Raw genomic sequence first — 20,017 nt, 5'->3', positions numbered from 1 at the left:
TGACCCGCCCATCGGTCGTCGGGCAGTCGGGCATATTCAAAACAGCTTCAGGAGGACAAGATATGAAACAGCGCCTGATGGTAGCTGCGGTCGGATCTGCGCTGGTAGCCTTGACCAGCCAGGTATGGGCGGATGGCAGTGACGCCTTCAAGTTACGAGGGTTTGGCACAGTGGGCGTTGTGCACTCCAGTACCGACCTGGCTGATTACCGCACCGGGCTGAACCAGCCCAATGGTGCGGGCTACTCGCACAAATACGATTTCGGCGTGGACAGCAAGCTGGGCTTGCAAGCGGACATGAAGGCAAATGACATACTGTCGGGCACCATCCAGGTGATCTCTGAGCGACGTTATGATAAGACCTTCAAACCCACGCTGGAGTGGGCCAATGCCAAGATCCAGGCCACATCTGATCTTGCATTCCACGCGGGCAGGATGGCCTTGCCCGTCTATATGGTGTCGGATTACCGGAAGGTCGGCTATGCCAACCCGTGGGTCCGCCCGCCGACAGAGGTCTATTTCCAGGTGCCATTCTCACATCTCGATGGTGCAGATGCAGTGTATCGGCTCAATACTGGCGACGTTTCCACCACCTTCCAGGCCTATGGCGGTCGCACCAAGAATAAAATTCCTACCTCGGCGGGCATGAACGAGTCCGAGGGCCGGAGGACACTTGGCTTGAATGTCACCTCTGAAATCGGCTCTCTGACCTTGCGTGCGGGCTATGTCCGTACTCGCTTCACCTACCAAGGCCCTGCCACCAACACGTTTTTCAACAGTTATCGCGCACTGGCCAATGGTGTGGATAAACTCGCCGCAGGCGCCGCACAGGTTGCCGCTGGTGCACAGTCAGCCGGTCAGCAGCCGCTGCCAGCCCCGATATTGACAGCCCTGAGCAACACCGCCACCAGCGCAGCGGCTGCAGCCGCTGATGCGACAGCCACAGCTCAGTCCGTGCGCAGCATCGTCGAGCGCTATGAAGCGGACAACGTACCCGCCTCCTTTGTGGGCTTTGGCGCGCTTTACGACCCAGGTGGCTGGTTCATCCAGGCTGAATACACCAAGCGCACCAATGATTCCCTGGTCGCGGATACCACTGCGTGGTACCTGTCCGGCGGCGTGCGGGTCGGTAAATTCACCCCTTATGCCACCTACTCTCGGATCAAGACCGATAGCGAGCTCACCTCCAACGGTGCCAGCCCGATCAGCGCCCCAGCCATCAGCAACCTGCCTGCCATTCCGCAGCTGGCCGCCTTGCAAGCGGGTATTGATCAGGTGAATGGCGGGGTTCCGCAGATCAACCAATCACTGGGCTTGTTGAACGGAGGGCTCAATGTATTGCTGTTTGCCGGCTCCACCGCGCAACGAAACATCACATTGGGCGTCCGTTGGGATGTGATGAAGAACATGGATGTCAAAATGCAGTGGGATCAATTGAAAATCGACAACAAAGGGGCTGGCTATACGCTGAACAACAATCAAGTGGGTTTCGACCCAGGCAAGAAGATCAATCTGTTCAGCCTGGCCGTCGATTTCGTGTTCTGAAAGGGAGACACCCATGAAAACCCCATTAGTCCGTGCCACCCTCATCATGCTGCTACTGGCCCCCCTGGCCAAGGCCGACATCGCCGTGATCGTCAGCGCCAAAAGCAGTGCTGGCAATTTGACAGCCGATCAGGTGTCGCAGATTTTCCTTGGCAAATCGAACAGCTTTCCCGGTGGCGGCCAGGCGGTGCCTGTCGATCAATCAGAAGGGGCTGGGCCGCGTGAGGAGTTCTACACCAAGGTGACCGGCAAATCTGCAGCCCAGGTCAAAGCCTATTGGTCCAAGCTGATCTTTTCAGGCAAGGGCCAGCCACCAAAGGAAATCGGCAATGACGGCGCAGTGAAAAAGTTGATTGCCGACAACCCCAACATGATCGGATATATCGATAAAGGAGCGGTGGACAGCAGCGTGAAGGTGGTGCTGTCGCAATAGCCCTGTTGCTCGCCCACAGGCCGGCACCCTGTCAACCAGACAGTGCCGGCCTTGTTTTTTGCACCATTGCACAATGTTTGTCATTTTGCTGCCAAATTGTTGCAAACATCGCCACTACACTCGCTCTCAACCTGTCAGACAGCGCAGGCTCAATCATCTTATCGAGAACGAGACAAACAATATGGACTTCACAGCCAAGCACACCCCTCTTCGCATGACAACCCTGGCCGCCCTGATGGTATTGCCAAGCCTGGGCCAGGCCGCCAAGGTCGATCCGAATCTCAGCGATGTGCAACTGGCCAAGCAGCTGGCGCCCATCATGCAGTTCCACCCGGAAGAAAAACACTTTCCGACCAGCATTGAGTACTTCTATAAGCATTCCGTCCTGAAGGACAAAAATGGCAATATTCTCAGATCCTACCCGCAATCGCCTGATCAGTTTGCTCACCTCGCCACCAACAGCGACGACTACCTCGATCTCGACGACAATGCCCGCAACGTGTCCTATAGCGCCCAAGCCCCGCTATATGCGCACGTCGTCCGCTACAACAAGAACGGCACCGACTATCGCGAGGTACAGTACACGATGCTGTTCGCCTACAACGACTGCGAGATGTTCCGTGCGTTCACCTATAAATGGGTCTGGGACAGCTCAACCAAGACCAACTTCGCCTGGTGCAACTTTGGCCGCCACGAAGGCGACTGGGAACACGCCAGCGTCCGTATCAATGCCAAAACCGGCGAGGTGACCGATGTCTATACCAATGCCCACGGCAAGCAGTCGCGCCATGCACCCAAAGACATCAGCTGGAATGGCAACCGTCCGAAGATCTATATCGCCCAGAATGCGCACGGCACCCACCCCAGCTCAGATATCTTCAGCTATGCCACAGTGATCGACTCTGACTGGAGCTGGGCGAGCAGCGGTGTCACCCCGGCTGGGCTACGCGAATTGAAAGTGGTGGATGTCACCGACGATGGCGGCATCAGCTGGGACACCCAAAATGTCGTCCAACTGCTGAACGACCACCCGATCACCAATTACACCGGTCGCTGGGGCCTGCTCAATATGGACAACACCAATGTGAAGATGCCATCACGCAATATTCCCCATGTCAATGATGACCATATGGAAGCTGTCGGGCAGGCGATCATGAAGTACACCAAGCTGCTCAATGATTACAAAGTCGGCACCGGCCCACGCGGCAGCTGGACAACCGGCTGGTGGGATGGCGAAGACAACTGAGCCCCACCCGATGAGCTGGCGGGATCAAGCATCGGCTCGACCCCGCCCCCCTGAATCCACCGAAGTCAATGGCCCAGCCGCCCCTGGACGACCGCAGCCCACCCCGGACACTGCCGAGGCTTGCAATGGACGAGCGCACAGGTTCCATCGATACGGCCTCAGCCCGCGCCGAAGCACGTGTTGGGTCGATCTGTCGTTGGCGTTTGCTGAAACAGCCCGCCAGATGGCACTTTGAAACCATGCCAAGCGAACCTACAATGCCGCTTTTTTTCCGTCTGCGTCGGCATATGGCATTCACGTTAAAAGCCAAATTGGCCTTGGCTCTGGCTGGCTTCGGCATCTTGCTGGTCGGGGTGATGTATCTGATGTTGAGCGTCAGCCTGGAACAAGGGGTGCTCGCCCAGATGGATCACACCGAACGGGAGATGATCCAATCCATGCGCCAAGCCCTGGAAGCCCGATATGGCGCCCCAGGGCAGGGACAACACCTGCATGACGACCCCAAAGCCTGGGGCGAAGCAATCCGTCTGGTCTTTCCCCAACCGCCACGCCGCCCTGATCAACCCGGCCCGGCCATGCCACCCCGCCCACTGTTCCCACTGGTATTGTTGAATGCAGACAAGATCATCACGGCAGGCCCTCATCTGGCACTCCACCAGATGGAGCTGACACCGCTACGCAATCGACAACAACAGATATTCGGCTATCTCGGGCGCTTGCCCGGCAAACCACCCCCAGATGGCATGACCCAGCAATATCTGGCCAGACAGCGCAATATCATGCTGGCGGCGTTGATCATCATGGCCATTGGCTCAGTGGCCTTCGCTTGGCCGCTCGCAGGGCTGTTGCTACGCCCCATCCACCGCATCAGCAAAGTGGTGGAACAACTGACGGCACTTGATTACAGCCCACGCCTACCCGTCAAATCCACCGACGAATTGGGGCGCCTGGCGAGCCAGCTGAACCGGTTGGCCATCGCCCTGGACGAGCACAGCACCAGCCAGCGCCAATGGCTGACCGATCTGGCACACGAGCTGCGCACCCCACTGGCGGTTCTGCAGGGCGAGCTTGAGGCTCTGCGGGACCGTATCCGCAGCTACAACGATGACACCAATCGTGAGCTGTCGGCACAGGTGCGCCACCTTGCACATCTGGCGGACGACCTGCAGGCACTGTTGATGAGCGACCGCGCCAGCCTGCGCTACAAAATGGCACCCGTGAACCTGGGTGAATTGATTCAAGACGAGCTGGATAACCATGCCGCCCGCCTGCACCGATCACAATTGCAATTACGGGCCGACCTGCCCGATCACGCCATGATCGAAGGGGATGGCAGCAAACTGGCCAGGCTGGTCACCAACCTGATCGAGAACAGCATCCGCTACACGGATGCGGGCGGTCAGCTCGACATCCGATTACGCGCCACCAGTGATGGTTTTCAATTGACCTGGCAAGACAGCGCCCCTGGTGTGCCAGAGGAGGCCCTCCCCCACCTGTTCGAGCGCTTCTTCCGTGTCGAGGCCAGCCGCGATCGCGCCAAGGGCGGCAGCGGGCTCGGTCTGGCTATCGTGGCCAATATCGTACACGGCCACGATGGCCGGATTCGTGCAGAACACAGCCCGTTGGGCGGCTTACGGCTGATCATCGATCTACCGGACGAAAGGACACTGACATGGCAAAAGTCTTGATTGTCGAAGACGAAGTACGGCTCGCAGGCCTGATGGCTGACTTTCTACGAGAGGCAGGCTTCGAGCCTACCTGCCTGCATGATGGCGCAGCAGTGCTATCCTGGGTCAAGGCGCACCAGCCAGACGCGATCCTGCTGGATGTGATGCTGCCAAACGTGGACGGGATGACCCTTTGCCGAACCATCCGCCAATCCAGCGACGTACCGATTCTGATGACCACCGCGCGGGTAGACGAAATCGACCGCCTGCTGGGGCTGGAGCTGGGTGCCGACGACTACATCTGCAAACCCTACAGCCTGCGAGAGGCCACCGCCCGCGTCAAAGCGGTGCTACGCCGCCGCATGCCAGGCCAGCCAAGCCCCAGCCCAGTGCAATTTGCCGACGATCGATTGCAGGCCACCCTGCATGGAGAAGCACTCGACCTGACCGTCATCGAATACAAATTGCTGCAACTGCTCGCCCAAACGCCAGGCCGCATCTTCTCACGCGATGCATTGATGGATCGCATCTACCCCGACCAACGTGTCGTAGCCGATCGCACCATCGACAGCCATGTCAAGAAGCTGCGCCGCAAGCTGGCTGAGCGCTGGCCAGACCACGACTACATCGAGTCGGTGTATGGCGCGGGGTATCGTTTCAATCTACCTGCGCTCAAGGCTTGATCCGGCAAAAGGTTGCCTGTGCTCGCCAAGCCGGTGCCAGGCCCCGTGCCCAATGACGCCCGCAGATACGTCTGACCCAATGCCGTATCAGCCATGTAGCATCCACACCGCTCCCGCAAGCCAGCAAGGGATGAATTGCTCATAGCCGATTGAGATGCTGATGTCCAGCAAGACCGCCGCCGCACCGAACAGCCAGAGCGTTACCGCTGCCAGCACACCTCCCAATCAGGAGCGACAACATCACCGCCATAGTGAGGAGGCCCGGATGTCCAGCCCGAAATACCAACTATTGTCCATAGGAATCAAGAAAATTGACTTGGTCAGCACCATCATTTCCTGATCTTGTGCACTCACCCCTCTTGAATTCCCTGTAGACACCCCCACTTTGCATCCATTCCTTCAACCAACATCCATTCACAGAGTGATCGAAAACCATGACTACTGCGAATAAAGAAACCCTGGGCTTTCAGGCCGAAGTCAAACAACTGTTGCAGCTGATGATCCATTCCTTGTATTCAAACAAGGAGATCTTCCTGCGCGAGCTGGTATCGAACGCTTCTGACGCCTGCGACAAGCTGCGCTTCGAAGCCATGTCCGACCCGGCGCTGTTCGAGAGCGATTCCGAGTTGAAGATCCGTGTGGATTTCGACAAGGACGCCCGCACTGTCACCATCACCGACAACGGCATCGGTATGAGCCGTCAGGAAGTCATCGAAAACATCGGTACCATCGCGCGCTCTGGCACCCGCGCCTTTTTCGACAACCTGACTGGTGATTCGAAGAAGGATGCCAACCTGATCGGCCAGTTCGGCGTGGGCTTCTATTCCGCCTTCATCGTGGCCGACCGCGTGACCCTGACCACCCGCCGCGCAGGTTTGTCGGCAGAGCATGGCGTGAAGTGGGAGTCCGGCGGCGAAGGTGAATTCACGCTGGAAAATGTCGATAAAGCCACACGGGGCACACAAGTCGTGCTGCACCTGCGTGAAGAAGACGCGGAATTCGCCAATGACTGGCGCCTGAAAAGCATTCTGCGTAAGTATTCCGACCACATCACCTTGCCGATCGTCATGGTCAAATCACCTGGCTATGACAAGGATGGCAACATCACCCCGGCAGAGGGCGATGAGACGGTCAACCAAGCCTCTGCGTTGTGGACACGCTCAAAGAACGACATCAGCGAAGAACAATACAAGGAATTCTACAAGCACGTTGCGCACGACTATGACGAGCCGTTGGCCTGGAGCCATGCCCGTGTCGAAGGCCGCCAGGAATACACCGAGCTGCTGTATATCCCGAAACGTGCCCCCTTCGACATGTGGGATCGTGAGCGCCGCCACGGTGTGAAATTGTATGTACGTCGCGTCTTCATCATGGAAGATGCTGACAAGCTGTTGCCGCATTACCTGCGCTTCGTGCGTGGGGTGATCGATTCCAGCGACCTGCCGCTGAACGTGTCCCGAGAGATCCTGCAGCACTCCAAGGACATCGACGGCATCCGCGCCGGTTGCACCAAAAAGGTGTTGGATCTGCTAGGCCAGATGGCGGAAAACGAAGCCGACAAGTTTGCAACCTTCTGGCAGGAATTCGGCCAGGTCTTCAAGGAAGGCGTGGGTGAAGACCATGCCAACAAAGAGAAGATCGCCAAGCTGTGCCGCTTTGCCTCGACCCAGGCTGATACCGACGCTCAGGTCGTCAGCCTGGATGAGTACATTGGCCGTATGAAGGAAGGCCAGGACAAGATCTATTTCATCACCGCCGACAGCTTTGCCGCCGCGAAAAACAGCCCACATCTGGAAGTCTTCCGCAAAAAGGGTGTGGAGGTGTTGTTGCTGGCGGATCGTGTCGATGAATGGCTGACCTCCAATCTGTTCGAGTACGCAGGTAAGCAGCTGGTTTCGGTAGCCAAGGGCGATCTCGATCTGGGCAAGCTGGAAGACGAAGCCGAGAAGGAAGAGCAGAAGAAAGCTGCTGACGACTACAAGGCGCTGACCGACAAAATCAAGGAAGTGCTGGGGGAGCGTGTGAAAGAGGTGCGCATCACCCACCGCCTGACCGAGTCTGCTTCGTGCATCGTCGTCGAAGAGCATGCCATGAGTGGCCACCTGGAGCGCCTGTTGAAGCAAGCCGGCCAGAAAGTCGATGCCAGCAAGCCGATCCTGGAGATCAACCCCAGCCACATGATCGTGCAAAAGTTGCACAGCAATCTGGATGGCGAGCATTTTGGCGACTGGAGCCATATTTTGCTGGATCAAGCACAGCTGGCCGAAGGCGGACAGCTGGAAGACCCAGCCACCTTCGTCAAGCGCCTGAATGGTTTGATGATGGCGCTGTCAGCCTGATCATCCCACCACCCACACAACCCCGCCCAGGCGGGGTTTTGTTTTATATGCACCATATCGGGCAGATATCTGTCTGGCCCAGGCCGACAACCCTAGTTGAAAGAGCTGGCCTGCTACAGTTTTCGGCATGCGCATTAGGAAAGATACAAGTGCATTTGCTAAGATTTTCCCGCGCTCGATAAGCACATCTCCAGTTGTTTTTCACCGCTGTAACCGTGGCTCCTGGTCTGCATGCCGATCAGCCGATGCACCCAACACCGAGCCAAGCCGTTAACCGAATTGCAACACTGTAAAAACCGCTGTCGCAAAGAAAGGATTCGGCATGACCCAAGCGTTCTCTCGCCACAAACCCCATCTGAATCTCGCCTTGCTCGGCCTGCAAGAGGCAGACCGACAACAATTCCAACGCAGGTTATGCGGCGCAGCCCGACGATACATGCCACACGAAGGCCCCACACAACGGCGCTATGGCTGGCCCGCGCTGGAGGAGCTGGAAACCCCCACCCGCCATTTCGCGTTGAGCTGCAACCCAGGCACCTTGCCCAACCAGGCTTGCCAGATGAGCGGCGTGGATGCCGCCATTGTGCTGATTGCCGCAGACACCCCACCTGAGCACAGCTACGCAGCATTGCTGATGGCACACCATATGGGGGTGACCCATTTGGTCATGGTCATCCAGCACGCACCCGGTAAGGCTGATGCCATGCATGACGATTTGCTGGAAGGTGCGTTGAAAGCACAGCTGGACACTTATCACCACCCAGCCGGTCAGGTACCTTTCATCCACCTGTACGACGATTCATTTACCGCCTTGTGCGCCGTGCTGGACGCCTGCGACCAACTCCCCCTGCCCGAGCGGGACCTGAATGGCACATTGGCCATGCCGATACAGCACATTGCCTCAGGCAGTAACCATGTCACAGTATCCGGCTGCATCTGCCGTGGGGCGATTTCAGAAGGCCACATTGTCGAGCTGATCGGCAGCCGAGGGGTGCAACAGGCATTCTGCACAGCGGTTGGCAGCTTCGACAAGGTGCTGGCGGAAGGCCAGGCTGGCGATCAGGCCACGGTCTTTCTGAGCGGCCTGAACCTGACCGATGTCTACCCAGGGCAAGTGCTGTCACAGCTAGGCAACCTCAGTTGTTGTAATCGTCTGATCGCAGATGTCTATCTGCCCTTACCCGAAGAAGGCGGCGATGGGCTGGGCGTGATCAGCGGAGACCGGCTGTCGGTCTGCATAGGCAACAACCTGGTGGAAGGCACACTCGATCTGCCACCTGAGTGGCAGTCCGCCTTGCCAGGCAGCCGCATTGAGCTGACCATCACACTGGAATGCCCTACAGTCACCGAGCGCGGCGACGGCTTGTTGGCATTTGACGACCAGCGCTTGATTCTGGCAGGCAAAGTGGCATACCTGCTGAGTTGACTGGCGCACCTTCCACCCATGCAGCAACCAGCCGCTCGACGTGATACCGCTTGATCACATCCAGCCCTCCACGTCGATGATGGATGGGTTCCATAACCATCGCCAACCCACAGAGTGAAATCATGACAAATGACACGCCCCCGCCCGAGGCACCCAACCGCCGTCAATGGCTGCGCACCAGCCTGCTGGCCAGTGGCCTGCTAGCCCTGGGCGGCAAGGCCGCGCTGGCCAACAACCTGTTTGCAGTGCCCGCCAACCCACGTGGTGACGAAGGCTTGAAGCCCATCATGGCCACAGGCCGACTCGGCCCGCTACAACCGCCAAACAGCGATGGCATACGTCTTCCCGCAGGATTCACCTCACGTGTCGTTGCCCGTAGTGGTAGCCGCGTTGCCGGTAGTGGATATATCTGGCACCTAGAGCCAGATGGTGGCGCCACCTTTGCCACCCATGATGGTGGCTGGATCTACGTGTCCAATGCAGAAGTCAAAGATAACAAAGGGGGAGTCGGTGCCATCCGGTTTGACCGCAGAGGCAATATCATCAGCGCCTACAGCATCTGCACCAACACCACACGTAACTGCGCAGGCGGCCCCACCCCTTGGGGGACCTGGCTGACCTGCGAAGAAACGGATCGGGGACGCGTCATCGAATGCGACCCATACGGCACCAGAGCCCCCATCGTCAGAAATGCACTCGGCTGGTTCGACCACGAAGCCGTCGCCGTCGATACCCGTACCGGCTACCTTTATTTGACCGAGGACAAAACCGATGGGCGCCTCTACCGCTTCCGCCCCGCCACACCTGGCAACCTGACCAACGGCACACTGGAAGTGGCCAAACGGATCGGCAACGCCGCACCCTACCAACTGGAATGGCTACCCGTCCCCCAGCCCAACCCGGGCGGCAACGACATCCGCACCCGGCGGCAAGTCCCTGCCAGCAGCGCCTTCAATGGTGGCGAAGGCATCTGGTTCCACAATGGCGTCATCTATTTCACCACCAAAGGCGATAACCGCGTGTGGGCCTTGACCACTGGCAGCAACAAACTCGACATCATCTACGACGAAGCCACTGCCCCCAACCCCATCCTGACCGGTGTTGACAACGTCGTGGTATCCAGGCGTGGCGACGTACTGGTGGCAGAGGACGGCGGCGACATGCAAATCGTCGTCATCGCGCCCGACCGGCGCGTCGCCCCTCTTCTCCAGGTCGTCAATCAGGACAGCTCGGAAATCACCGGCCCAGCCTTCAGCCCTGACGGAACCCGGCTGTATTTCAGCTCACAAGAAGCCACCCCAGCGGGCGGCATCACCTATGAGATCAGCGGCCCATTTCAAAATCTCTAGCGCGATGCTCCATCTTACTCTGCAAACCAAGTGCACATTGGCGTGGATGGCCGGGTGCAGGGGTGGCAAAGACGCGTGGAGCTCTGATGAAGGGCTTGACTTGGATTGGACTGGCAACCTGCTTGCAAGACAACCAGCCCTGATCCAGGCAAATAACCCTGTCCTCAGATGAAGAAAAACCCATGCCGAACGGCATGGGTTTTCGGGTGTGGCTGAGGCTGCTCAGTACCGCAGGGAGTCCGTCAAGTGCGGTTGCAATGCTTGCAGCAATTGACCGAAGACTCTTGGCGTACCCGCCACAACGTGGCCAGTTTCCAGGAAATGCTCATTACCTTCCACATCGCTGACCAAGCCACCAGCTTCCTGAACCATCAACACACCAGCAGCCATGTCCCACGGTTTCAGTCCCAACTCCCAGAACCCGTCGAAACGGCCACAGGCAACATAGGCCAGATCCAACGCGGCAGAGCCTGGACGGCGCAACCCAGCAGTGCGCTGCAACAGATCCTTGAACATCGACATATAGGTTTCGAGATGGGCAAAGTCTGAGTATGGGAAGCCGGTACCAATCAGGCTGTCTGCCAGTTGAATTCGTTTGGAGACACGGATACGGCGGTCATTCAGAAACGCACCCGCACCACGGCTGGCAGTGAACAGGTCGTTGTGAACCGGGTCGTAGATCACGCCTTGGGTAATGGTGCCGTTGTGCGACAACGCAATCGATACGGCGTATTGGGGAAAGCTGTGCAGAAAGTTGGTGGTGCCATCGAGCGGGTCGATGATCCATTGATATTCGGAGTCTCCCTGCGCACCACCCTCCTCGCCCAGAATGGCATGGTTGGGGTATGCATCCAACAGCACCTCGGTGATGGCTTGCTCCGCTGCGCGATCGACCTCACTGACGAAGTCGTTATGGTTCTTGCGTTCAACACGTAACACATCCAGATTGTTGGATGCACGGTTAATAATGGTCCCGGCCCGGCGAGCAGCCTTGACCGCGATATTCAGCATCGGGTGCATGTTTTTGACTCCAATGTGATGGTGTTGATCGACCACCACGATGACAAGGAACGAGCGGATACCAGTTAAGAATAGTTCAGTACCGCGATGAATGGGCGCTATTGTATTGTTTTTAGGTCTATCAGGAAACCCGAATTTACCCCCAGGGCGCTTTCTGCGGCGCCAAGTGTCGGTTTTGCGGCTCCATGTCACCATGCTGCTCCTCAACCCTGCCCATGAAAGCTGTCCAACCCTGCTAAAATTCCGCTTTTGATTTGTTAGAGTCACCCGCATCATGGCTGATCATCTGGATCGTATTCGCATTGTCCTCACCAACCCCAGCCACCCCGGCAATATTGGATCAGCCGCCCGTGCCATGAAGGTCATGGGCATCACCAAGTTGTATCTCGTCAACCCAAAGGAGTTTCCCAATGATCATGCTGACGCCCTGGCCAGTGGCGCGGTCGATGTGCTCCGCCACGCCACGGTATGCGGCTCGCTGAGTGAGGCATTGCAGGGAGTGGGCTTCGCGGCAGCGCTGTCCGCACGGCGCAGAGAGCTGACGTTGCCAGCGGAGAATTTGCGCGAGGCGGCCACACAGGCCATGCATCTGGCCGCCCACAACGAGATCGCCTTTGTGTTTGGCAACGAGACGTTTGGTTTGTCCAATGAGGAAGTCATGCAATGCAACCTGCTGATCCATGTACCGACCAACCCTGAATACTGCTCGCTGAATCTCGCTGCGGCGGTGCAATTGGTTTGTTATGAGCTGCGCATGGCAGCCGGGCTGACACGCTTTGACGACTGGCCCACCCCGCCGACCCTGGCCACGCAAGAGCAGATCGAAGGCATGCTGCAGCATCTGGAAGCCACCTTGATTGAAATCGGTTACCTCAACCCGGCCAATCCAAAGCGCTTGATGCCAAGATTACGCCGTCTATATAAGCGCGCGACATTGGAAGTCGATGAAATCGACATGCTGCGCGGTATTTTGACGAAAACCCTTGCCAGTAAACGCAGCCAGTGAACATCATGCCGCTCGGGCGCTTGGCGGTAAGCGAGCAAGGTGCTGGAGCGGCGCATCAATTATCTCAACACATCAGGAAAAATTGCAGGCATGAAACCATCATTGATTCTGGCGCTCAGTTTGGCTGCTACGTTGGCGGCCTGCAGCAATACCCCAGAACAGGCTCCCTATGATGATGACAAAGAATACATCACGGGCAGCAATATCCCGCGTCGAAGCAGCGCGATACGCTCACCAGAAATCAAGGTCGGGGATCGCAAAGCCGCCGAAGCCATCCGAGAAGCGGCGGATATCGGCCACCGGCGTATCACTCAATAGCCTGTGGCGCCCCATACCATTCCAGATGAAAGCACAAGCTCCGGCTTGTGCTTTTTTCATTGCAACCCGACCAGTCCAGATTCCACTCCTCTCATGGCGAGTGCCTCCTGAGCGTCCTTGCGGGCGACGCACAGCCAGATCAAGCAGCCCTCCCCCTGCCCGCCACATAACACTTTACCCAGCCAAGCCACATCTGTCGCCAGACCTGTAACAATCCCCTATCTCAAGCGGTAAATTTCAAACCAAATCAATCGAATGCGTGGATTTCACACCTGAAATAGGCAATTGCGTACGGAATTGAATACGGCATACCTGTTGACAACGCCAGCGCTCGCCATAATAATTAACTGACCAGTTAGTTATTAATATCAAAATGAACTCAGATCAACCTCAACCACGCTGGCAGCGCCGTAAAGATGCCCGCCCAGCCGAGATCACCGAAGCAGCCTTGGCTTTGTTCATTCAAAAGGGTTATGCCGCCACCAAGCTTGACGAGGTCGCCAAGGCGGCTGGTGTCACCAAGGGAACGCTCTATCTTTACTTCGCCAGCAAAGAAGACCTGTTTAAAGCAGCTGTGCGCGATGCCTGGGGGCCTAGCCTGCAATTGGCTGAAGAGATGGTCGCTGATACACAACAATCTGCGGCACAGCTATTGGAAACCCTGATATTACGCTGGGTTGAAAAGCTGGAAAATTCACCTGTCAATGGTTTGTCCAAACTGGCGATTGGCGAAGCAGGCAATTTTCCCGAAATCGCCCAGTTCTATTTGCAAGAGGTGGTTGATCGAAGCCGCCGTATCTACAGCCAGGTGATCGAGCGTGGTATCCAGCAAGGTGAATTCCGTGCTGTCGATATCGGCTTTACGGTGAGTGAAATCATCTCACCCATCATCATGCAGACGCTATGGCAACAGGCCTTTGGCCCTTACAGGAAAAACCTGTTCGACCTGCCCGCCTTTGCGCGTTTTCACCTGGATATGCTGCTGGCAGCCCTCCGGCCCACTACGGCAGCCGACATCAAGCCCTGATGTCTTGCCTTCATCATCAAAAATCAGATATTCGCACCCTGGAGAACCTAGCATGACAACCGATGCACAAGCCCCGATCGAAGCACCCAAGAAACAAAGCAAGGCACGCCTTGTGCTGTTGATTGCCACGATTGGCATAGCAGGGGGGTTGGGCTACAACTGGTGGCATGGTCAGCACTATGTATCGACTGACAACGCACAGATCGAAGGTCGGATCGTCCCAATTGCGGCCCGTGTGGCCGGGTATGTGACTGAAGTCCAAGCAGAAGACAACCAGACAGCCAAACAAAGTGAATTGCTGGTCAAGATCGATGACCGTGACTACAAAGCCAAGCTGCTCCAGGCCGATGCGGAATTGGCTGTCGCACTGTCCAACGCAGGCAAACAAGGCAATGACGTAGGCCAAGCCGTTGCACAGATCAGCTGGGCACAAGCCAATGCTTCGGCGGCCAGCGCCAATATCAAGCAATCAGAAGCCAATCTGCAAAAAGCCAGAAACGACTATGAACGCACCCGGTCACTGGCTGCACAAGCCATGGCCTCACAACAACAATTGGATGCCGCCGAGACAGCAGTACGCACAGCCGAAGCGCAACTGAAGACCGCTCGCGACTCGGCCAGCGCCGCTGGCGAACAGGTCACGGTGTACTCCGCAGCATTACGCACGGCTAAATCCAAGGTGGACGCAGCACGCGCAGTGCGTGATCTGGCAGCCATCCAACTGGCCGACACTGAGCTGAAAGCCCCGACCACTGGCATGGTCAGCAAAAAGAATGTCGAGGTAGGACAGCTTGTACAGCCCGGCCAGACTTTGATGAGTCTGGTGACCAATGATGACATCTGGGTGGTGGCGAATGTCAAAGAGACGGATGTCGGCAAAGTGCAGCCAGGCGCCAAAGCCGAGATCGAAGTCGATGCCTACCCTGGCATGAAGTTCGAGGGCAAGGTTGAATCGATCAGCGCTGCGACAGGTGCCAAATTCACACTGCTCCCCCCCGACAATGCCACCGGTAACTTCACCAAGGTGGTTCAACGCATCCCTGTGAAGATCCGCCTGGCGCAGACAGCGGATCAGAAACACCCGTTACGTCCCGGCATGAGCGTCAATGCCACCATCGAGGCCAGAACATGAGCCCCATCCTACCTGGTCTGTCGCGTTCGACCACGCCGGCCAGCATCCAAGCCAACCGCTTCATCATTGCACTGACAGTGACCCTGGCTTCGGTGCTCGAATTGCTGGATACCAGCATCGTCAACGTCGCAGTGCCACACATGATGGGCTCGCTCGGCGCCACATTGGACGAAATTGCTTGGGTATCGACCGGCTATGTCGTCGCCAACGTGATCGTCCTGCCCATCTCGGGCTGGCTGTCAAACCAACTGGGGCGGCGTAATTACTTCGCACTCTCGATCCTGGTCTTCACCATTGCCTCCATGGCCTGCGGCGCGGCCACATCGTTGGAATCCATGGTGGCCTGGCGGATCGTCCAGGGCATCGGCGGCGGCGGACTGATCGCAACAGCTCAGTCCACCTTATTCGAAACCTTTCCCCCCAAAGAGCTAGGCACCGCCATGGCCATATTTGGCATGGGCATCATGGCCGGGCCAGCATTGGGGCCGACAGTTGGCGGCTGGCTGACTGATGCCTACTCCTGGCCCTGGATTTTCTACATCAACCTGCCACTGGGCATTGGTGCATTGCTACTGGCGCTGATCTACGTGCCCGATTCCGCCATGCAAAAAAAGGCCGCACGAATCGACTACATCGGCCTGATCCTTCTCGCCATCGGCATTGGCGCATTGCAAACCATGCTGGAGCGCGGCGAAAAGAATGACTGGTTTGAATCCACCGAAGTGATCATGTTGGCACTGGCCTCTTTCTTCGGCCTGTTCATCTTTGTCATCCACGAGCTGGAAAGCAAGCACCCGATTGTCGATTTGCGCATCATGCGAGACGGCCAATTCAATGCAGGGCTCGTCTACGCCTTCCTGACCGGAGCAGCACTCTACAGCACCATCTTCATGTTCCCGATCTATGCCCAGGCGTTGATGGGGTACAACGCCTTCCAGACAGGAATGTTTATCCTGCCCTCAGCCATTGCAACCGCAATTGCCCTTGCCACCACCAGCAAACTCGTCGCCAGAGGCGTCTCGGCAAAAGCCATGATCGTACTGGGCACAGCGGTATTCTGTTACGCCATGTGGATGCACTACCACCTGACCACCGACAGTGGCACCGAGGACTTCTTCTGGCCGCTGGTATTACGTGGATTGGGGCTGGGTATGGTCTTCGTACCACTCAACAACCTGGCCATGAGCAACATCGCCCCACAAGACATGGCCAATGCCAGCGGCCTATACAACCTGACCCGCATGCTGGGCGGCAGTGTCGGCATCGCCACCTCAGCCACCAGTTTCAGCCATCTTGTTCAAGCGCAGCAAGCCCACCTGGCCGAGCATCTGACCAACAACTCGATCGCGACCATGCAACGACTGAGCACATTGAAGCAGATCCTGATTGCACGCGGCGTGCCGGAAAGCATGGCCTCGATCAAGGCCCAGGCCATTTTGAATGTACAAGTGCAAAAACAAGCCAATATGCTGTCGTTCAACCAGCTGTTCTTCTGGCTTGGGATCGTGCTGGCCTGCGCCATGCCCTTGCTGTTATTGATGAGGAATACACAACTGCGGCAAGGCGCCATGGACGCGCACTGAGCCCTCCCTGATCATGCCAGCCAGCGCCATTGGCGCTGGCTTTTTGCTCTCGCATCTCCAAACAGCAGCCCGGAGATCCCCTTGACCATTTAAGCATCAGCTGCGGTCGTTTCACGCGACACCCAACCACAGCACCAGGTACCCGTCCTGCCAAGTGCCCCCCAATGGCAAGCGATATATGGTGTGAGAGGAAAAGCAAAAAGCAAAAACCCACAAGCAGACACATTGTGGGTTTTAATATTCTGTACTGAAATGAATTCATGGTGCCCGGAGCCGGAATCGAACCGGCACGCCGGTTTCCCAGCGAGGGATTTTAAGTCCCTTGTGTCTACCTATTTCACCATCCGGGCTGATGGTAACTGGAATTTGGAGGCGGGTGCCGGAATCGAACCGACGTAGACGGATTTGCAATCCGCTGCATAGCCACTTTGCTAACCCGCCATCGCAGGCGTTGCGAAAACCGACTTAGTTTATCGCAACTCAAGGCCATTCGCCATCGGCCTTGAATTAAAAAGGGAAAGCACTGCTTTCCCTTGAAACTGGAGCGGGAAACGAGACTCGAACTCGCGACCCCAACCTTGGCAAGGTTGTGCTCTACCAACTGAGCTATTCCCGCATAATTTCTGACAGACTCAAGCTTTTAATGGAGCGGGAAACGAGACTCGAACTCGCGACCCCAACCTTGGCAAGGTTGTGCTCTACCAACTGAGCTATTCCCGCTTTGCTTGACTGCGTTACCGCCGTCGTTCAGAGAGCCGCCATTATAGCGGCGAAAATATTCGTGTCAACACTTCGTAATCAATTTTCTGCATGCTTGATCAGGGGCCATGCAACGCGCAGGTAATAAATCATTGACCATAAAGTCAAAACAGCTGCGATCAGCATCAGCAATTCGCCAATAAAAAGTGTGCTGATCTCTGGAATGATCGGTCCTGCATAGAGCAATAGCAGAATCGCAATCATTTGCGCAGCTGTTTTGAGCTTACCAATGAAACTGACTGCCACGCTTTTGCTTCTTCCCAGCTGGGCCATCCATTCGCGCAAGGCTGAAATGGTGATTTCCCGCCCGATGATCACCACGGCTATCCATGCTTCCGTCCGCCCAAGGTTGACCAATAGGATCAATGCGGCAGCAACCATCAATTTATCTGCGACTGGGTCGAGGAAGGCTCCGAATGAGGTGGTCTGCGCAAGTGCACGTGCCAGATAGCCGTCAAACCAGTCTGTGATGGCTGCCAGCGCAAAACACATTGCGGCAAATAGATTTTTATCCCCCATCGGCATCCATTGTGCCGGCAGATAGTAGATACCCACGAACAAGGGGATAAGCACAATACGACACCAGGTGAGAAAAATCGGTAGATTGAACGGCATGAGAAGTCGTGGTTAGTTAAGATGAGTGCAGCTGTTTGTAGATGGTTTCGGCCAATGCTCGACTGATACCCTCAACTTGGCACAATTGTTCAACACTGGCAGTTTGAACGCCCTTGAGTCCACCAAAGTGCGCCAACAGCCGCTGTCGCCGTTTTGGCCCCACGCCATCGATGTCTTCCAGTGTGGAGGTCGTACGTGCTTTACCTCGTCGATTCCGATGGCCAGTAATGGCAAAGCGGTGCGCTTCGTCACGAACCTGCTGGATCAGGTGCAAGGCAGGATGGTCACTTGGTAATTGTAGCGTCTTTTGGTGCTGGGGAATAATCAACTGCTCCAGCCCTGGCTTACGCTCTTCGCCCTTCGCCACGCCCACCAGAAGCAAATCCGTCAGCCCCACTTCCGACATGACTTCCTGCGCCACGCCCACCTGTCCCTTTCCACCGTCGATCAGGATCAGATCGGGCATCAATCCTTCCCCCGCCGCAATCTTTTGGTAACGTCGGGTCAACACATCCCGCATGGCGGCAAAATCATCTCCAGGGGTGATCCCGGTGATGTTGTAGCGACGATACTCTGAGGGTTGCATAGCCATGTGGTCATAGACCACACATGATGCGACGGTGGCCTCACCCATGGTGTGGCTGATGTCGAAGCATTCGATCCGTGCCTCGCCAGAAGGAAGCCCCAGCAGGGCTTGCAACGCATTCAGTCGCGCTTCTTGCGTTGATTGATTCACCAAGCGTTGGCCGATGGCGATTTCCGCATTCTTGATGGCCATCTCCAACCAGACTCGCCGCTCGCCAGTGGGTGATGTATTCAATAGCACCTTGCGCTCTGCCTGCTCGGACAGTAGTTGTTGCAAGGGCTCTGGCTCGGGCACGCCGTTGACGATGATAGCGTGCGGAATGCCCCGTTCCAGATAGTGCTGCAGCAAGAAAGCTTCAAGTGCTTGTGGTGCCGAATAGCCTTCTGCATTGCTGGGAAAGAAGCTTTTATCACCCAGATGGCGACCACCACGAATCATCACCAGATTGACACATAGCAAGCCGTTGGCTGCGACACAGGCCACCACATCTGCATCCAATTGGGAGGTGTTGCTGCTGACAAATTGCTTACCACGTATCTTGTTGAGGCTCTGGATCTGATCCCGCAGCAAGGCGGCCTCTTCAAAGCGCCATGCTTCTGCAGCTGCATCCATCTTCTGCTGCAGATCCGCCAGCAATTCATGGTCCTTGCCTTGCAGAAATAAGATGGCATTACGCACATCAGCCTGGTATTGCGCCGGGGCTATCAGCCCGACACAAGGCCCTGTACAGCGCTTGATCTGGTAAAGCAGGCATGGGCGCGACCGATTGTTGAAGACGGAATCTTCGCATGTGCGCAGGCGGAAGACTTTTTGCAGCAATTGGATATTTTCACGTACTGCATGTCCAGTCGGAAACGGGCCAAAATACTGATTTTTGCGATCCAGCGCACCACGATAGAAGCCCAGTCGAGGGAATGCGTGGCCAGTCAGTAAGATGTAGGGGTAGGATTTATCGTCCCGAAAGAGGATGTTATAACGTGGACTGAGTGCCTTGATCAGGTTGTTTTCAAGAATGAATGCCTCACTCTCGGTTCTCACCACAGTTGTTTCAATCGCCGAAATCTGCGCTACCATCAATTTGATGCGAGGCGACAGATCCGTCTTCTGGAAATAAGACGATACGCGCTTTTTCAGGTCTTTTGCCTTGCCGACATACAACACCGAACCGTCAACGGCCAGCATGCGGTAGACACCAGGCAGGCTGGGCAAGGCGGTCAGTATGGGCTTGGGGTCGAATACGGTAGAAGCTTCCATAGCCATATGGTAGCAGTACCTGCCCAGAGC

Annotated in this window: 17 protein-coding genes and 4 tRNA genes; 14 read left to right on the top strand and 7 right to left on the bottom strand. The window is 56.6% G+C overall.

Features of this window, described 5'->3' with window-relative positions; genetic code table 11:
* Nucleotides 1-62: 62 nt before the first annotated feature.
* The 9 genes from HNQ59_RS05055 (at nt 63) to HNQ59_RS05015 (ending at nt 10,687) form a co-directional block, all read left to right on the top strand.
* Nucleotides 63-1,544, top strand: a complete 1,482-nt coding sequence (locus HNQ59_RS05055; RefSeq protein WP_184036075.1) for a hypothetical protein — start codon at nt 63-65, stop codon at nt 1,542-1,544.
* 13 nt (nt 1,545-1,557) lie between these two features.
* Nucleotides 1,558-1,977: a substrate-binding domain-containing protein gene (locus tag HNQ59_RS05050; RefSeq protein ID WP_184036073.1), complete on the top strand. Its 420-nt coding sequence runs from the start codon at nt 1,558-1,560 to the stop codon at nt 1,975-1,977.
* A gap of 181 nt (nt 1,978-2,158) precedes the next feature.
* The gene (locus HNQ59_RS05045; protein WP_184036071.1) at nt 2,159-3,223 is read left to right on the top strand and encodes a Vps62-related protein; all 1,065 of its coding nucleotides are present in this window, start codon (nt 2,159-2,161) and stop codon (nt 3,221-3,223) included.
* A 287-nt stretch (nt 3,224-3,510) separates the two neighbouring features.
* Nucleotides 3,511-4,911, top strand: a complete 1,401-nt coding sequence (locus HNQ59_RS05040) for an ATP-binding protein (protein WP_184036069.1) — start codon at nt 3,511-3,513, stop codon at nt 4,909-4,911.
* The gene (locus HNQ59_RS05035; RefSeq protein ID WP_184036067.1) at nt 4,896-5,573 is read left to right on the top strand and encodes a response regulator; all 678 of its coding nucleotides are present in this window, start codon (nt 4,896-4,898) and stop codon (nt 5,571-5,573) included. Before HNQ59_RS05040 ends, HNQ59_RS05035 begins: the two co-directional genes overlap by 16 nt.
* A 160-nt stretch (nt 5,574-5,733) precedes the next feature.
* Nucleotides 5,734-5,913 (top strand): hypothetical protein, encoded by a 180-nt coding sequence (locus tag HNQ59_RS05030; RefSeq protein WP_184036065.1) that lies wholly within the window; start codon nt 5,734-5,736, stop codon nt 5,911-5,913.
* 94 nt (nt 5,914-6,007) lie between these two features.
* On the top strand, nt 6,008-7,912 hold the full coding sequence (gene htpG, locus HNQ59_RS05025; protein WP_184036063.1) for a molecular chaperone HtpG: 1,905 nt from the start codon (nt 6,008-6,010) through the stop codon (nt 7,910-7,912).
* A 322-nt stretch (nt 7,913-8,234) separates the two neighbouring features.
* Nucleotides 8,235-9,338 carry a hypothetical protein gene (locus HNQ59_RS05020; RefSeq protein WP_184036061.1) on the top strand — a complete coding sequence of 368 codons (1,104 nt, stop codon included), beginning with the start codon at nt 8,235-8,237 and terminating at the stop codon, nt 9,336-9,338.
* 122 nt (nt 9,339-9,460) lie between these two features.
* Complete coding sequence (locus tag HNQ59_RS05015; protein ID WP_184036059.1) at nt 9,461-10,687, top strand: alkaline phosphatase PhoX; 1,227 nt, start codon at nt 9,461-9,463, stop codon at nt 10,685-10,687.
* Nucleotides 10,688-10,909: 222 nt separating this feature from the next.
* Here the strand turns inward: HNQ59_RS05015 and HNQ59_RS05010 are convergent, their stop codons facing one another.
* Nucleotides 10,910-11,707 carry an inositol monophosphatase family protein gene (locus HNQ59_RS05010; RefSeq protein ID WP_184036056.1) on the bottom strand — a complete coding sequence of 266 codons (798 nt, stop codon included), beginning with the start codon at nt 11,705-11,707 and terminating at the stop codon, nt 10,910-10,912.
* Nucleotides 11,708-11,981: 274 nt separating this feature from the next.
* On the opposite strand from HNQ59_RS05010, the gene HNQ59_RS05005 reads away from it, so the two are divergent.
* The 5 genes from HNQ59_RS05005 (at nt 11,982) to HNQ59_RS04985 (ending at nt 16,773) form a co-directional block, all read left to right on the top strand.
* Nucleotides 11,982-12,713, top strand: a complete 732-nt coding sequence (locus HNQ59_RS05005; RefSeq protein ID WP_184036053.1) for an RNA methyltransferase — start codon at nt 11,982-11,984, stop codon at nt 12,711-12,713.
* A gap of 90 nt (nt 12,714-12,803) precedes the next feature.
* The gene (locus tag HNQ59_RS05000) at nt 12,804-13,031 is read left to right on the top strand and encodes a hypothetical protein (protein ID WP_184036050.1); all 228 of its coding nucleotides are present in this window, start codon (nt 12,804-12,806) and stop codon (nt 13,029-13,031) included.
* A 373-nt stretch (nt 13,032-13,404) separates the two neighbouring features.
* Nucleotides 13,405-14,058 (top strand): TetR/AcrR family transcriptional regulator, encoded by a 654-nt coding sequence (locus HNQ59_RS19800; RefSeq protein WP_184036047.1) that lies wholly within the window; start codon nt 13,405-13,407, stop codon nt 14,056-14,058.
* Nucleotides 14,059-14,110: 52 nt separating this feature from the next.
* Nucleotides 14,111-15,190: an HlyD family secretion protein gene (locus tag HNQ59_RS04990; protein WP_184036044.1), complete on the top strand. Its 1,080-nt coding sequence runs from the start codon at nt 14,111-14,113 to the stop codon at nt 15,188-15,190.
* A complete protein-coding gene (locus HNQ59_RS04985) occupies nt 15,187-16,773 on the top strand; it encodes a DHA2 family efflux MFS transporter permease subunit (protein ID WP_184036042.1) in 1,587 nt (528 codons plus the stop codon). Before HNQ59_RS04990 ends, HNQ59_RS04985 begins: the two co-directional genes overlap by 4 nt.
* A 261-nt stretch (nt 16,774-17,034) precedes the next feature.
* Here the strand turns inward: HNQ59_RS04985 and HNQ59_RS04980 are convergent.
* From HNQ59_RS04980 to uvrC, 6 genes are all read right to left on the bottom strand, one after another.
* Nucleotides 17,035-17,123: transfer RNA gene (locus HNQ59_RS04980), tRNA-Leu, on the bottom strand.
* A gap of 17 nt (nt 17,124-17,140) precedes the next feature.
* Nucleotides 17,141-17,214 (bottom strand) — tRNA-Cys (locus tag HNQ59_RS04975).
* Nucleotides 17,215-17,313: 99 nt separating this feature from the next.
* A tRNA-Gly gene (locus tag HNQ59_RS04970) sits at nt 17,314-17,389 on the bottom strand.
* A gap of 28 nt (nt 17,390-17,417) precedes the next feature.
* A tRNA-Gly gene (locus tag HNQ59_RS04965) sits at nt 17,418-17,493 on the bottom strand.
* A gap of 78 nt (nt 17,494-17,571) precedes the next feature.
* Nucleotides 17,572-18,147, bottom strand: coding sequence for a CDP-diacylglycerol--glycerol-3-phosphate 3-phosphatidyltransferase (gene pgsA, locus HNQ59_RS04960; RefSeq protein ID WP_184036039.1), 576 nt, complete (start codon nt 18,145-18,147; stop codon nt 17,572-17,574).
* A gap of 16 nt (nt 18,148-18,163) precedes the next feature.
* Nucleotides 18,164-19,987: an excinuclease ABC subunit UvrC gene (uvrC, locus tag HNQ59_RS04955; protein WP_184036036.1), complete on the bottom strand. Its 1,824-nt coding sequence runs from the start codon at nt 19,985-19,987 to the stop codon at nt 18,164-18,166.
* Nucleotides 19,988-20,017: the final 30 nt, after the last annotated feature.

It is taken from the genome of Chitinivorax tropicus, assembly GCF_014202905.1.
GTDB classification, from domain to species: Bacteria; Pseudomonadota; Gammaproteobacteria; order Burkholderiales; family SCOH01; genus Chitinivorax; species Chitinivorax tropicus.
The sequence above is the reverse complement of the archived record's forward strand: the minus strand, read 5'-3'. Positions and strand labels throughout refer to the sequence as shown.